Origin of the sequence: Candidimonas sp. SYP-B2681, from assembly GCF_003971065.1 — a bacterium.
Classification (GTDB): domain Bacteria; phylum Pseudomonadota; class Gammaproteobacteria; order Burkholderiales; family Burkholderiaceae_B; genus Pollutimonas.
The window spans coordinates 512,100-527,276 of the sequence record NZ_RYDV01000002.1 but is presented as its reverse complement, the minus strand read 5'-3'; the positions used below and the strand labels follow the sequence as shown (position 1 = coordinate 527,276).

Annotated in this window: 12 protein-coding genes and 1 tRNA gene; 8 read left to right on the top strand and 5 right to left on the bottom strand. The window is 54.7% G+C overall.

Annotated features, from left to right (window positions below; all coding sequences use genetic code 11):
* Position 1 precedes the first annotated feature (1 nt).
* The 4 genes from EKL30_RS07050 to EKL30_RS07035 all read left to right on the top strand — a co-directional run bounded on the left by EKL30_RS07050 (position 2) and on the right by EKL30_RS07035 (position 3,577).
* Positions 2 to 694 (top strand): amino acid ABC transporter permease, encoded by a 693-nt coding sequence (locus EKL30_RS07050; protein WP_126706467.1) that lies wholly within the window; start codon positions 2 to 4, stop codon positions 692 to 694.
* A 40-nt stretch (positions 695 to 734) separates the two neighbouring features.
* Entirely contained in the window at positions 735 to 1,460 is a 726-nt protein-coding gene (locus EKL30_RS07045; RefSeq protein WP_126706466.1) for an amino acid ABC transporter ATP-binding protein, read from the top strand.
* Positions 1,461 to 1,491: 31 nt separating this feature from the next.
* Entirely contained in the window at positions 1,492 to 2,607 is a 1,116-nt protein-coding gene (locus EKL30_RS07040; RefSeq protein ID WP_126706465.1) for a DSD1 family PLP-dependent enzyme, read from the top strand.
* Positions 2,608 to 2,680: 73 nt separating this feature from the next.
* The gene (locus EKL30_RS07035) at positions 2,681 to 3,577 is read left to right on the top strand and encodes a D-amino acid aminotransferase (RefSeq protein WP_126706464.1); all 897 of its coding nucleotides are present in this window, start codon (positions 2,681 to 2,683) and stop codon (positions 3,575 to 3,577) included.
* Positions 3,578 to 3,725: 148 nt separating this feature from the next.
* Here the strand turns inward: EKL30_RS07035 and EKL30_RS07030 are convergent.
* Positions 3,726 to 3,800, bottom strand: a tRNA-Arg gene (locus EKL30_RS07030).
* A gap of 250 nt (positions 3,801 to 4,050) precedes the next feature.
* On the opposite strand from EKL30_RS07030, the gene EKL30_RS07025 reads away from it, so the two are divergent.
* Both EKL30_RS07025 and EKL30_RS07020 read left to right on the top strand, forming a co-directional pair.
* On the top strand, positions 4,051 to 4,989 hold the full coding sequence (locus tag EKL30_RS07025) for a cytochrome c5 family protein (protein WP_126706463.1): 939 nt from the start codon (positions 4,051 to 4,053) through the stop codon (positions 4,987 to 4,989).
* Between the two features lie 84 nt (positions 4,990 to 5,073).
* Positions 5,074 to 6,437 (top strand): IS3 family transposase gene (locus tag EKL30_RS07020; RefSeq protein WP_126706462.1). Its coding sequence is split into 2 segments (ribosomal slippage): positions 5,074 to 5,551 and positions 5,551 to 6,437, totalling 1,365 coding nucleotides; the frame shifts between segments, so codons are not numbered across the junction.
* Between the two features lie 102 nt (positions 6,438 to 6,539).
* Here EKL30_RS07020 and EKL30_RS07015 read toward each other — a convergent pair.
* Complete coding sequence (locus EKL30_RS07015) at positions 6,540 to 8,075, bottom strand: 3-hydroxyacyl-CoA dehydrogenase (RefSeq protein ID WP_126706461.1); 1,536 nt, start codon at positions 8,073 to 8,075, stop codon at positions 6,540 to 6,542.
* Positions 8,072 to 9,292 (bottom strand): CaiB/BaiF CoA-transferase family protein, encoded by a 1,221-nt coding sequence (locus EKL30_RS07010; protein WP_126706460.1) that lies wholly within the window; start codon positions 9,290 to 9,292, stop codon positions 8,072 to 8,074. The genes EKL30_RS07015 and EKL30_RS07010 overlap by 4 nt, the downstream gene beginning before the upstream one ends.
* A 209-nt stretch (positions 9,293 to 9,501) precedes the next feature.
* Here EKL30_RS07010 and EKL30_RS07005 point away from each other — a divergent pair, with 209 nt between their 5' ends.
* Together EKL30_RS07005 and EKL30_RS07000 are read left to right on the top strand one after the other, a co-directional pair.
* Positions 9,502 to 10,242, top strand: coding sequence for an enoyl-CoA hydratase-related protein (locus tag EKL30_RS07005; RefSeq protein ID WP_370246231.1), 741 nt, complete (start codon positions 9,502 to 9,504; stop codon positions 10,240 to 10,242).
* 141 nt (positions 10,243 to 10,383) lie between these two features.
* Positions 10,384 to 10,617, top strand: coding sequence for a hypothetical protein (locus tag EKL30_RS07000; RefSeq protein ID WP_126706459.1), 234 nt, complete (start codon positions 10,384 to 10,386; stop codon positions 10,615 to 10,617).
* Between the two features lie 98 nt (positions 10,618 to 10,715).
* Here EKL30_RS07000 and EKL30_RS06995 read toward each other — a convergent pair whose 3' ends face one another.
* Complete coding sequence (locus EKL30_RS06995) at positions 10,716 to 12,803, bottom strand: UvrD-helicase domain-containing protein (RefSeq protein WP_126706573.1); 2,088 nt, start codon at positions 12,801 to 12,803, stop codon at positions 10,716 to 10,718.
* Between the two features lie 56 nt (positions 12,804 to 12,859).
* A complete protein-coding gene (locus EKL30_RS06990) occupies positions 12,860 to 14,899 on the bottom strand; it encodes a primosomal protein N' (RefSeq protein WP_233582893.1) in 2,040 nt (679 codons plus the stop codon).
* Between the last annotated feature and the right edge of the window lie 278 nt (positions 14,900 to 15,177).

Sequence of the window (15,177 nt, the reverse complement as noted above, 5' to 3'; positions counted from 1 at the left end):
CATGCTGGGCGACCTGGATTTCAACGTCATTGAGCGGTCGTGGGTCTACCTATTCTCGACCGGGATGTCATTCACCCTTAAGCTGACCATCCTTGCCATGTCGGGCGGCATACTCCTGGGTACCTTACTGGCCATGATGCGACTATCGAGCAACTGGCTGATATCGGGAACGGCTTCCACCTATGTCAATACGATACGAGCCGTGCCACTCGTCCTGGTCATTTTCTGGTTCTATTTCCTCGTGCCATACATCGGCGCGTGGCTTATAGGATCCGATCAACCCGTCAGAGTCGGCGCATTCTCGTCCTCGCTAATCACTTTCGTTCTCTTCGAAGCGGCCTATTACTGCGAAATCATACGCGCCGGTATCCAGTCGATTCCTCAGGGGCAACACATGGCCGCAAAAGCCTTGGGAATGAATTCATTTCAATCCATGACGACTATTATTTTGCCCCAAGCCTTTAGGAACATGATGCCTGTTCTGTTAACCCAGACCATCATCCTTTTCCAGGATGTATCGTTGGTCTATGTCTTGTCGATCACTGACTTCGTCGGCGCGGCCAGCAAAATTGCACAAAGGGACGGGCGCATGGTTGAAATGTACTTGTTCGTTGCTCTGGTCTATTTTTCAATCAGCTTTGGCTTGTCCCTGATGGTGAAGCGGATGGAAAGACAAGCAGCGATTGCAACCTGAATGCCCACACTACATGAATTGAACCGCCATCGAGGACCCAATGATTGAAATGAAAAACGTTAGTAAGAGCTATGGAAATTTTCAGGTTCTGAGCGATTGTTCGACTCGCATCGAGAAAGGCGAAGTCGTGGTTGTGTGCGGCCCATCGGGATCGGGCAAATCGACCCTGATCAAAACCATCAATGGTCTCGAGCCCATTCAAAGCGGAGAAATCATTGTCGATGGAATTTCCGTAGCAGACCCCAAGACAAATCTGCCCGCGCTACGGTCTCGCATAGGAATGGTATTTCAAAGTTTTGAGCTCTTTCCCCATATGTCGGTCATAAAAAATATCACCCTGCCCCAAGTAAAAGTCTTGAAGCGAAGCTCGCTAGAGGCACAAGAGAGAGCGCTTAAGTATCTGGAACGTGTCGGCCTGCTTGCCCATAAGGATAAGTTTCCCAGCCAGCTATCAGGGGGACAGCAACAACGAGTGGCTATCGCCAGAGCGCTGTCGATGGATCCGCTTGCCATGCTATTTGACGAGCCCACTTCAGCTCTTGACCCCGAGATGATTACCGAAGTACTGGACGTTATGGTCGACCTGGCTCAGGAAGGAATGACGATGATCGTTGTCACGCACGAGATGGGCTTCGCCAGAAAGGTTGCAGACCGCGTGATCTTTATGGATATGGGCCACATTATCGAGGACTGCAGCAAGGACGAATTCTTTACTACTCAACGGTCGCAGCGCGCACAGAGCTTTTTGCAAAAAATCATTCACTAATAAATTACTTAACTGTTGACAGGAAAACCCCATGAGCCCGTGGAAGGCCGCTAACGTAGGCGATCACGTAAATACCATAGACACTCCCGCCCTGCTGCTAGACATGGATGCGTTCGAGCACAATCTGAACCGGATGATGAGCGCGCTCGATCGCCATGGGGTGCGGCTTAGACCACACGCAAAGAGCCATAAGTGCCCCCAGATCGCATTGCGGCAGATCGCACTGGGCGCTGTCGGAATATGCTGTCAGAAAGTCAGCGAAGCAGCGGTATTTGTCGAGGCAGGCGTCAATAACGTCTTAATAACCAACGAAATTGTCGGGCAAACAAAGCTAAAACACTTAATGGATCTGGCGGCGAAGGCACAAATTGGCGTGCTGGTAGACCACGCATCGCAAATTGATGCGCTAGCAAAGGCAGCGCATTTGCGTGGCGTAACGCTTGACGTATATGTAGAAGTAAACGTGGGTGCCAACCGCTGCGGAGTCTCTCCCGGTCTCGCGGCATATGAACTTGCCGAGCAGATTTCATCAACTGAAAACCTCAGGTTTGCCGGACTGCACTGCTATCAGGGTACGGCACAGCACATGCGCTTGCCTACGCAGCGCGCGCAAGCCATCGCCGCAGCGGCACAGGCGGCGCTAGACACCAGAACGCTTATCGAGGCGCGGGGAATACCAGTACAGACTATCACCGGCGCTGGCACCGGCACCTTCATGCTTGAACGCGATTCAGGCATCTACACGGAACTACAGGCCGGGTCGTACATTTTCATGGACAGCGATTACGGTCGCAATGAACTCTCGGAAAACGAGGTGAGCTTTCAGAACTCACTATTCGTTCTCACCACCGTAATGAGCCGTCCAAGCGAAGAACAGGCGATTGTGGACGCAGGCCTGAAAGCTTCGAGCGTCGACTCCGGCATGCCTATTGTCTGGCAGCGCGACGACCTCCAATACGTAAAAGCATCCGATGAGCACGGGGTGATCGCTACGCCCGACGGCGACTCTTTATCACTAGAGTCCCGCCTTATGTTGATTCCAGGCCACTGCGACCCCACCGTGAACCTGTACGACGACATTATTTGCGTCCGCGGCGAAGTCGTTGAAGCGGTCTGGCCGATTTCCGCACGTGGGGCATTGCTATAAGCAATGCCGCGACACCTCATCATCAAAAGTTTGCTTACCGATAAGACAAAATAACGTTAACTGGAGAGATCACATGATGGACCAGGTAGTTTATTTAAATGGGCAGTTCCTTCCATTATCCCAAGCCACCGTGCCTGTACTCGATCGCGGCTTCATTTTTGGCGATGGGGTCTACGATGTCATCCCCGTCTACCAGCGACAAATGTTCCGCGCCGAAGAACACATTGCTCGACTCGCCCGAAGCCTGTCATCGATCGGTATAGAAAACCCCTATTCGAACGACGAGTGGTTCCAGATAATAGAGCGGCTTATCGACGAATACGAAGCAGAAGATCAAATGGTTTATCTGCATGTCACCCGCGGCGTAGCGAATCGAGCTCATGCATTTCCGCTAAGCGTTAAGCCCACCGTATTCATTATGGTGAATCCCCTACCAACGCCCTCCAAAGAAGCCCGTGAACACGGAGTGGCTTGTGTGACGATGCAAGACGGCCGTTGGCTGCACTGCGATATTAAATCCATTTCGTTGCTGGGCAATGTTCTCGCCGCCCAAAATGCAGCGCAAAACGGCGCCGTCGAAACAATTCAGTTTCGCAATGGCGTGCTGACCGAGGCGTCGGCGGCGAACGTATGGATAATAAAGAATGGCGCTCTGCTCGGACCAAGAAAGGACAACCGCGTTCTTGAAGGTATCCGGTATGGTTTGTTTGAAGAACTATGCGAACGGCATCGCATCCCATTTCAGACACGAGATATTTTGAAAGACGAAGTTCTGAATGCGGACGAGGTGTTCCTTTCCTCCGCGGCCAAAGAAGTCCTGCCCGTTACCTCAATAGACGGAATGCCGGTAGCCAATGGGCGCCCGGGCCCGTTGTCAATGACGCTATATGGACTGTATCAAACCGAAAAGCAATTGGGCCGTCGCACAGAAAGTGTCCAACAGCCCAACATTGGGATCACGCATACGTAAATATCCGGAAGCATAGGTCGGCGCCTGCCTTGGTTTCACTGACCAGGGGCTCACAAAAAAAAAAACCCGCAAAGCGTTCAGCTATGCGGGTTTGGGGGTGTCATTCTGTTTTACAACGTCGCCATGCGACGCTCGAAACGTTGATCTGTGGCGCGCCCGACAGGAATCGAACCTGTATCTAAAGCTTCGGAGGCTCTTATTCTATCCATTGAAATACGGGCGCCGGGTCGACATTGTAGCGTGTTTAGGCAAGCTCTTTCTATTCCGCAAATTCATTTCTTTTTTCCAGCAGAAAAGTGAAGCAAATTTGAGAATCATCAACTTTCATGCACTTAAACGGCAGTCTCGTTATAATCCTTGCTTCAAGTGCCCGGGGCCTTACGCATACATGTGTACTTAGGCAATTTACAAAGCACATCCATACAGAATTCAGGCCTTCGCGCCTTCTGACCAGGAACACGCAGGATTCGATTATGAACAACACAGAAGAACACGTTGAAGCGACCATCGAGGATCACGAAGGCCTTATCAAGACGCCCAAGCAGCTGATCGTAACCGTAATCCTGGCCTTCATCGTGCCGATTCTGGTTATTCTCCTGCTGATCAAGCTGGTCATGACAACCTCCTTCATGGGCTCAGGTTCCGATGCTCAATCGGCCGAAGCAATTGCCACTCGCATCAAGCCAGTGGCCGGCTTTGCTCTTGTTGATGCCAATGCACCCAAAGTATTCAAGACGGGTCAGCAAGTGTTCGATACGACCTGTACCGCCTGCCATACTGCCGGCGTAGCAGGGGCTCACAAAATCGGCGATTCAGCGGCATGGGCCCCGTTTATCAAGAAGGGCTACGAGACGCTCGTCAAAAATGCAATTCATGGCCTGAACGCAATGCCTCCTAAAGGCGGCAACCCCGCTTTAAGCGACTTCGAAGTCGCACGTGCTGTCGTGTATATGGCGAACAAATCGGGCGCATCGTTCGAAGAACCTACCGAACCCGCTGGCGATAAAGCCGAAGCAGCTGCCAAGCCCGCTGCAACCGCTGCTGCTGCTCCAGCCCCTGCTCCTGCTGCCGCCCCTGCTGCCGCTCCAAAAGCTGAAGCGCCGAAGGCAGCAGCTGCAGCGCCTGCTGCCGCAGCACCGGCGGCAGCCCCCGCCGCGGACACGGCCTCTATTGATCCGGCTGGCGAGAAGCTCTATAAAGCGGTTTGCTTCGCCTGCCATGCCAGCGGCGTTGCGAACGCTCCCAAGTTCGGCGATAAGGCTGCATGGGCCAAATACGTCGCTACCGGTATGGACACCATGGTTCAGAATGCAATCCACGGCGTAGGTGCCATGCCACCACGTGGCGGCTCACAAGCCAGCGATGCTGAAATGAAAGCGGCTGTTCAATATATGGTGCAATCCGTTCAGTAAGAACTACGTTAGCCACAGAAAAACCGCCGAAATTGAACTGCACCCCAAAAGTTGGACACCCATCCAACCTTTGGGGTGTTTTTCATGACGAAGTATGACGAAAGCTTTAAACGATCTGTGGTTCAGGAGTATTTATCAGGCGTAGTGGGCTACAACAAGGTTGGGATCAAGCATGGCGTGAATAATGCGACCGTTCGCCAGTGGGTCGAGAGCTACCTCCAGCACGGTGGGGCCGGGCTACGCAAGAAGTTCAGTCACTATAGCGCTGAGTTCAAACGCTCAGTCTTGGAGCGTATGCAGCGAGAGCAGCTGTCCTATCGGCAGGTGGCAATCCTATTCGATTTGCGCGGTGGTGTCGGAGTCGTTTCGGCTTGGAAACGGCAGTATGATGAAGGCGGTCTGGCTGCTTTAAAACCCAAACCCCGAGGACGCGCCAAGAAGATGACAAGCCCTGAATCACCTAAGCCTGTGCCCACGCAAGCAACCGACACGCGGACATTGGAAGATCTACGAAAAGAGAACGAATACCTGCGCGCGGAGGTGGCGTACCTAAAAAAATTGGATGCCTTGGTTCGGGCCAAGCAGCAGGCGGCGCAGAAAAAACACAAGCCGTAACCGAATTGAGGCCTACCTACCCATTGGCGTGCTTGCTGAAGGCGGCAGGACTGTCGCGCAGCACGTTTTACTACCAAGCCAAAACGCAGCTGACCAGCGACAAGTATGCCGGACTCAAGGCCAGCATCCGTGCGGTCTACGAGCATCATAAGGGTCGCTATGGCTATCGGCGCGTCACTGCCCAGTTACGCAATGAAGGCATAACGATCAACCACAAGGCGGTCCAACGTCTGATGCAGGTGCTGGGACTCAAATCCCTCGCGCGGCCCAAGAAATACCGTTCCTATCGGGGCAACATCGATGCCTATGTGCCTAACGTGTTGCAGCGCCAGTTCCAGGCAGCGAAGCCACATCAGAAGTGGGTGACGGATGTGACCGAATTTAATGTTCAAGGCACCAAGCTCTATCTGTCACCCGTCATGGATCTGTACAACGGCGAGATCGTGGCCTATGAGATGCAGAGACGGCCACACTTTGCGCTGGTCAGTCAAATGCTCAAAAAGGCGCTATCCAAGCTCGGCCCTCAGGATAGGCCAACGCTGCATTCCGACCAAGGCTGGCAATACAAGATGCGGACATATCGAGGCCAGCTGGCTGCCCGTGGAGTGACACAAAGTATGTCGCGTAAGGGCAATTGCCTGGACAACGCCGCCATGGAAAGCTTCTTCGGTACCCTAAAATCTGAGTTCTTCTATCTGAATCGGTTCGAGAGCGTTGAGCAGCTACAGGCCGGCATCCGACACTACATCCATTACTATAATCACCAGCGCATCAAGCTTAAATTAAAAGGCCTGAGTCCGGTGCAATACCGAACTCAGGCCTTGAGCCCTTAGCTTCTAACTGTCCAACTTCATGGGGTCAGTTCAAATCCGGCGGTTTTTTTTGTCTCAAGCTAAACGCCATGGCCCGTACAAGGGGCCATGGCGCCCCGCGGGCTATCGTGCCACGCAAGCCGCTTCGGCGCGAAGCGACAACCCCAGTTGAACCCGCCGCTGCAGCCATGGACTAGGCCGATAACGCATGTCGCCGGTAGTCCGGTACAAGCAGCGCAGAATCTCTAGCACGTGCGCTCCTCCCAGCGAATCGCCCATCGATAACGGACCGCCCTTCGGGTACCCCAGGCCCAGAGATACGGCAAGATCGATGTCAGTCGGCGTAGCGATTGCCTGTTGGGCGATATCGCTTGCCACATTGACAATGGTGGCGACGACACGCTGCCCAACAAAACCGGCTGAATCGTCGATAATGGAAACAGGCGTGTTGTCGCTAGCGAACAAAGCGTGGGCGGCATCGCGCCATTTCGGCAGTGTCGCAACCGAACACATCAATACACGCCGTTTTCCTTGCTCGAGACCGAAGAAAGTATCCAGTGCCACGGTACGTTCACCATCCAGCAGATGCTCGCTTACAACGGTGGCTGTGTCCTCGCCATACGGCGTCACAACGATGAGCGCGTCCGCAGGCGGCGCTTCGGCCGCAATAATGGCTACGCCTAGGTCTTTTAACAGTGCGGCAGCCCGCTTGTGACCTACCGAATGGTAAGGCGCAAGCCAAACTTTTAGCCCCTGAGTGGGCTTAGGCACTTCAGGTTCCACGGGCACTTGCTTCTGACCTTCAGGGTAGGCATAGAAGCCTTGCCCAGTCTTGCGACCCAGCAGCTTGCCTGCACTGCGCACCGCAGTAATGGGCGAGGGTCGGAAGCGCGGTTCATCATAGAACTGTTGATAAATCGACTCCATCACTGCATGCGAGACATCCAAGCCAGTAAGATCCAGGAGTTCGAATGGCCCCATGCGGAAGCCAGCCTGTTCGCGCATGATGGCGTCGATCTGGTAAAAAGGCGCGACAGATTCCTGAGCCGTCTTCAACCCCTCGATATTCATACCCCGGCCTGCATGGTTCACGATAAATCCAGGCATGTCCTTGGCGCGTACGGGAGTGTGCCCCATGGCGCGGGCGAGAGCCATCAGCGCATCACCTGTAAGGGGATCGCTGCGCAGGCCATCTATTATTTCTACCACCTTCATCAATGGAACGGGGTTAAAGAAATGGAAACCAGCAACGCGCGAGGGATGTGTGCAGGCTTGTGCGATTGCGGTGATGGGCAGCGACGATGTGTTGGACGCCAGGATGCAGTCGGCCGACACAATACCTTCAAGTTGCCGAAACAGCTCGCATTTCACGTCCAGGCGTTCGACGACGGCCTCGATCACGAGATCGGCTTTGCTCAATGCCTGCACCTCAGTGCACGACTGCACTCGCTGAAGCGACTGTTTCGCCACGTCCTGAGGTATCTTGCCTTTAGCGGCAAGCTTGTCCCACATCTCGCTCAAGCTTGTCCGTGCTGCGGCAACCGCGTCCGCGTTCAGATCGAACAGCAAGACGTCAAATCCCGCCTGCGCTGCTATCTGGGCAATACCGCGCCCCATGGCTCCTGCGCCAACTATTCCTATTGTCTTGATGTCTTTCATTGTGTTAGCTCCTGGATTTCTTCGACTGACAGGCCCAGACGTTCTCGCAGAACCTGTTCGGTATGTTCGCCCAGCAAGGGCGCGGCATGATGATAGTTCACTGGACTATCGGAAAAACGCAAAGGGCTCGCCCCTACCGGAGCCCGGCCGGCGGAGCTGTGCGGCAAGTTCTGCAGCATGCCACGCGCTTTGACTTGCGGATTATCGTAGACCTGATCGATAGTATTGATGGGGCCCGCGGGGACCCCTGCCCGCTCCAGCGCCTCGAGCCAATAATCGCGCGCCTGGGTTTTCATGGCCGCTACCAACAAGGGGATTAAGGTCTCGCGGTTGATGACTCGATTCGAATTCGTCTTGAAGCGCACATCATCGGGTAGCGCCGGCCGGCCAATTACCTGGCAGTATGCCTTGAACTGGGTGTCGTTGCCGACCGCCACAATTAAATGCCCATCCGCCGCCGCAAACACTTGGTACGGCACCAGATTTTGATGCGCGTTTCCCGCGCGCTGAGGGGCAACACCTGTCGTCAGGTAATTCAGGTTCTGATTGGCCAGCATCGCAACCTGGCAGTCCAGCAGCGCCATGTCTATATGCTGGCCCAGCCCGCTGCGGGTGCGCTCGTGTAGCGCGGCAAGTATGCCCACCGTCGAATACATGCCCGTCATCAGGTCGGCCACCGCAACCCCCGCCTTCTGGGGGCCGCCGCCGTTCAAATCATCTCGCTCGCCTGTGATGCTCATAAGGCCGCCCATGCCCTGTATCATGAAATCGTAGCCCGGACGGCTCGCATAAGGTCCGGTCTGGCCGAAGCCCGTAATCGAGCAATAGATAAGCGCTGGGTTGATAGCTTTGATGCTTTCGTAGTCCAAGCCATACTTGAGTAAGCCGCCGACCTTGAAGTTCTCTACGAGAATGTCGCATTGCTTCGCTAATTCGCGTACCAGACCCGCACCGCGTTCCGTCGCAATATCGATGGCGACCGACTGCTTGTTGCGGTTGGCCGAGGCGTAATAAGCCGCTTCGGTCGTGTCCTTGCCATGGGAATCTTTTAAGTACGGAGGACCCCAGCCGCGCGTGTCGTCGCCTGCGCCGGGGCGTTCAATTTTAATGACCTCTGCCCCAAGGTCAGCCAAATTCTGGGTGCACCACGGACCCGCCAGTACGCGGGTAAGATCTAAAACACGTATTCCTGTGAGAGGAGCGGGACGTAGGGACATTTGACAGCCTGTTCGGCAAGTAAAAGCGCTATTTTGCCCCATCTTGCGCCGAAGTGCCGCTGCGCGACAAATGCATTTCATCTGGGGACCGCTCTCGTGCCGGATTAGGCAAAGAATTTGGGTTGCCGGCTGAACCAATAGCCGATAAGCTTAAAAAATATCCTCAAGCCCTCCCAATGATCAACGATGCGTTCACCGGAGCCCTGCTAATGATAGAAACGAAAGTCGAGGCCCACTGCACGACACTCACCATCAACCGGCCCGAACGCCGCAACGCCCTGACCACACTGATGTACCAGACGCTGGAAAAAGGCTTGCAGAAAGCACAGGCAGATCCTCATTGTCATGCCGTCATCCTGACCGGCACTCACGATTGCTTTACTGCCGGCAACGACCTGAGCGAGTTTCAAGGACACCGCAGCATGGTCGACAGCCCGGCCTTGTCTTTCTTGCGTACGTTGGCTAGCGTCGATGTACCGGTCATCGCTGCCGTTGAGGGCCACGCAATAGGTATAGGTGTCACGCTACTTCAGCATTGTGATTTCATATATGCCGGCGCCACCGCGCGGTTCAGCATGCCCTTCGTTTCGTTGGGACTTTGCCCAGAAGGCGGTTCAAGCACCATGCTCGCCAAAGCGGTCGGTCCACGGCGAGCCGCCGAATGGCTTTTGTTGGGCAAACCGTTTAGCGCGACCGAGGCTTGCGATAGTGGCTTCATTACGGCGGTCGCACCCGCGGGCCAGGCCCTCCAGCAAGCGCAGGCCACAGCCGATGCCTTGGGCAGACTACCGGCCGAGGCACTACGGATATCCAAAAAGATGCTGCGCGAACCGGCGCATGCCGAACTGATGGCCACTTTCGATTACGAGCGTTTAGTGTTTACCGAAAGGCTCAAATCCGATGAAGCACAAGCCGCATTTCAACGTTTCTTTGAAAGAAAGCCGCTTTGACAGGATTGTGTGGTTAATAAACGCCACTTCCATACCCCTATTGGGCCAAAAAGAATATATCAGGGTTTACCCTAGCTATATCTTAGGGTAAACCCTATAATTACTCATGTCAGCACACAGCTCTTTTATAGGTGAGTAATTATGTCGAATCTTTCTTACAACCAGTACAGCGGCCTCAGCGATTCCCTCGAGCGCGACCTGATGCGTGACGAGTTGAACAAGGGCGATACATTCTCGATCACCACCCTGGGCAAAACTATTTTCGCTGGCTTGCTACGCGGCGCAAGGTTTTTTTCCAGCTATATGGTTGACTTGACGCGTGCACTTGATGAAGCCCGCGCACAAGACGCAAGATTTTCGCGTTCGCAGTGGTAAGCAGCGCTTAATCGCATAAGCCGCTATAGTAAAAGCCTGCCGAGAAGGTAGGCTTTTTTATGCCCCCAATTTCTACCGTACGCTGGCAGGGCGTATGATCAGGATTTATTGAGCAGAGCCCGCAGCATGCCCAGTCGGTCTTTAGGCGTCAGCGCACGCGTGGCGGGGTCTTCTTCCATTTTGACGTCAGCCAGCCCCATTTCCTCGATGAATCGCGAGCACTCGCGCACGACATCTTCGCGAGCCCGGCGACGCTTCTTGCACCAGGTAAGGTGTAGGCTGCGCTGGGCACGAGTAATACCCACATACATCAGCCGACGCTCTTCCTGGATGCGCAGGGCCATCGCCTCGGCCGCCGTGGCAGGATCGGCATCGTCTTCGTCGCGTCCTAGATGGGGCAGCAGACCTTCTTCTACGCCAGCTAAATAAACATGCGGATATTCCAGCCCTTTGGATGCATGTAAGGTGGAAAGCTTGACCGCGTCAGGATCCTCGTCCTCGGAACGTTCGAGCATCGTGACCAAGGCCACGTGTTGCACTAATTGAACCAAGGTCAGATCATCCTCCGACGCCTTGCGCTTCAGCCACGATACCAGTTCCATTACATTGTTCCAACGAGTCTGGGCGGGCCGCTCTTCCAGTGTGTCATATAAAAAACGTTCGTACTGGATGACGTTCAGTAGGTCGTCCATTATCGTACCGGCCGAATCATCTCGCGCCCCATCCGCGCCGATATCATGCGGTGTTTCATCGCCAGCAAAAAGATTTCCGCTGCCGGGCATAACGCGTAGCACAGCCTCTTTGCGTCCGGCCCGCATCTGAATGCGCTGAATGAACGCCCCGAACACCTGCAACGGTTCGAGCTGCTTAGCGGCCAACCTTTCCGTGGTCCCTATCTCGAAGATCGCTTCAAACAAGGACAATTGCCGTTCCGCGGCAAACTGCCCCAACGACTGCAACGTCGCCTGGCCAATTCCGCGCCGCGGTGTCGTTACTGCCCTGATAAATGCGGGATCATCGTTATCGTTGGCGATAAGGCGCAGGTAAGCCAGAATGTCACGAATTTCAGGCTTTTCAAAAAAGCTCTGTCCGCCTGATATGGTGTAAGGAATTCTAAGATTGCGCAGCGCCTGTTCGAGCGCGCGGGCTTGATGATTGCTTCGGTAGAGCACAGCAAAATCCCGCCATTCGGCCTGACGTTCGAAGCGTGCCGCAGAAACGCGCACAGCAATCGACTCGGCCTCGGCCTCTTCGCTGTCCATCGGTGTAACCTGTATAGGTTCCCCCATCCCCAGGTCTGACCACAGTTTTTTGCCGAAAAGGTTCGGATTCTTGCTGATCACCTGGTTAGCGGCGGACAATATACGCTGCACCGAGCGATAGTTTTGCTCGAGCTTGATAATCTTCAAAGAGGGATAATCAGTCGTGAGCTTGGCGAGATTTTCGACTGTGGCGCCGCGCCAGGCATAAATGGCTTGATCATCATCGCCCACAGCCGTCAGCATTGCCCGGTCGCCGGTCAACCATTGCACAAGACGGTACTGGCAAACGTTCGTATCCTGGTATTCATCCACCAGCAGATAATGCACACGTGCCTGCCAGCGCTGTCTTACTTCGGCGTTATTTTCCATAAGCAAGGCAGGCAGTCGAATCAGGTCATCAAAGTCGACAGACTGGTAGGCGACCAGCGTAGCGCTATAGCTGCGGTAAATCTTTGCGGCTTCGACTTCACTGGGGCTGGATGCACTGCGATCGGCCGCATCGGGATCCATCAAGGCGTTTTTCCATAACGAGATATTTTGCTGTACCGCCCGCAAGCGAGCCTTGTCTGTGGTCGCTAAAAGTTCCTGGATAATTCCCAGCGCGTCATTGGAATCAAGTATCGAAAATTGGGGCTTCAGGCCGGCATGGGTAGCCTCTTCCCGAAGGAAACGCAATCCGAGCGAGTGAAACGTACTTACTGTAAGGCCTTTGGCGAGCTTGGGATCTACCAACAACTTAACCCGATCGTTCATTTCGCGCGCGGCTTTGTTGGTGAAGGTAAGGGCGACCACCTGCTTCGCCGAATAACCGCATTCTCTTAAGAGATACGCTATTTTCTGCGTGATGACCCGTGTTTTACCACTACCTGCCCCGGCCAAGACAAGGCACGGTCCGTCCAGGTACAGCACCGCTTGACGCTGCATGGCGTTCAGGTCGGATGCTACGGTATGACCGCGGGAAGAATTCAATACAAACCTTCTTAAATTTCCAGGGGATCGACTTCAAGGTTGTAACGCACGCGAAAACGCCGTGCGAGGTCTCCCAAAGCATATGACCAGACGGTTAAAAACGCCTGGAGCGCGGGCCGATTTGTACTTTCCACCAGTAACTGCGCACGTTCGATATTGGCGACCCGAACGACGCGCAGAGGTACAGGGTCGTATACGGTAATGGCAGACGCGGTAGTATAGTCATCGGGGTATTCTGCCGGAAGCCCGCGCGCGTGTTTCAAGAAATCAATCGCAATAGGCAGTTGCTTGGCCTCGGCCGTTAGAAGCGCCTGAAAAGCGTACGGTGGCAAACCTACTGCATCCCGCTCTGCCAGGCCATATTTCGCAAAGCCCGGATAATCATGCTTGATTAGCGCCTGGTATACCGCCTGTTCGGGGTAATCGGTCTGAATAATGACCTCGCCACCTCGCACGTGACGCCCGGCCCTTCCGGCCACCTGCATCAGCTGCGCGAATAGGCGTTCCGGAGCGCGAAAATCCTGTGCAAATAACATGGCATCGGCATTTAATACCCCTACCAGCCCCAGATTGGCGAAATCGTGCCCTTTGGCAACCATTTGGGTGCCCACGAGCAGGTCGACTTCACCCGCATGCACTTTGGCAAACAAAGCGGCGGCGCTGCCCTTCAAACGCGTACTATCGGCGTCTATCCGTGCAATGCGTGCCGTGGGGAAAAGTTCGGCTAAATGTTCTTCAACCCGTTGCGTCCCTCGCCCCATTGGTTTCAGGTCTTGGTCACCACAGTCAGGACAGGCATGCGGCACTCGGGCTTGGTACCCACAGTGATGGCATTGCAATTGGTTGCGCCTTGACCCGGCTCGATGCAACACCGTGTACGCCGTGCACCGGGGGCAACTGCTGACCCAAGCGCAAGAAGCACAATTAAGAACCGGTGAATAACCGCGGCGATTAAGAAAAATGAGGGATTGCTCACCGCGTTCCAGTCGCTCGCCCAGTGCTTTGACTAAATGGGGAGAGAACCCTTCTTGCATGGCGAGCCGCCGCGTATCGACCAGGCGGACCTTTGGCAACTCTACCTCGCGCGCGCGGCGTGCCAGCGTATAGCGCTGATAATGGCCGCGTTCGGCATGATTCCAGCTCTCGAGAGAAGGTGTTGCCGACCCAAGAACAACTGGGACATCGCGATCGCGCCCTCGCCAAACGGCGAGGTCCCGCGCTGAGTAACGCAAACCGTCTTGCTGCTTGTACGAGGAATCGTGTTCTTCGTCGACGATGATGAGACCAAGGTCCGGCATAGGAGCGAAAATGGCCAAGCGTGTTCCCAGCAAAATTCGCGCTTCACCCCGTTGAACCCGTAGCCAGGCCTGGAGACGTTCGCCATCCGCCAAGCCGCTGTGCATTACCGCCAGCGTGCCAGGGTCCCCGGTGCCAGCCAGCCGGGCACGCAGAGATTGCTCGAGCTGCGGTGTCAGGTTGATCTCGGGCACCATGAACAACACCTGACGGCCACGCGCCAAGGCGGCCTGCGCAGCGTGCAGGTAAACCTCGGTCTTGCCGCTGCCGGTAACGCCATACAAGAGCACTGTCTTATGCCCCTGTAAGGCAGCAATGCCTTTGGCTGCGCCGGACTGCTCGTCGTTCAGCATAGGAACGGAATCGGACTGGCAAGAAGCCGTTACTGGCGTTTTCCGCCGGTCTATGCGTTTTACTGGTCCGCCTGCAGAACGCTTCCCTTGGTACGCCAAGACTTTGCGCAAACCATGAGGCAATGCCGGCAACATGACTTCGCCGATGGGCCGCTGATAATAATTCGCGGCAAAAGAAGCCAGCCTTATCCAATCTGCTGGCATAGGCGGCGTATCATCCAGAAACTGATCAATGTCCTTGATCTGTTCAGGAGCCAGCGCAGGCCGTTGCGGAGTCGCCACCACAATACCAACCAGTTTGCGGCGACCAAAAGGAACGATTACACGGGAACCAATAGGCACTGGGCTTGTGGATCGATAATCGAACACATCTAGCAGCGGAACGTCGAGCGCCACTCGCAGCCAATAAGCAAGCAGCTCGTTCGTGCCTGGACCCGATGTGGGCGAGTGGTCGGCTACAGTGAGTTCTGACATTAATACTTCAAGTGAATTCTCGCTTAACGGCGTAAACGCAAGCGGCAAGCGGTTTTTGAGGGGTGGAGAGCAAGCCTGTGGATAACTTTGGGGAAAACTGCGACACAAGTCTTCAAAAGTCAACTGCGTGACAGGTAAAATTTATGAAAAAACGGTTCATAATTTAGTAAAGTCGATACGAAACAATGGCTTACGCCCCGAACTTC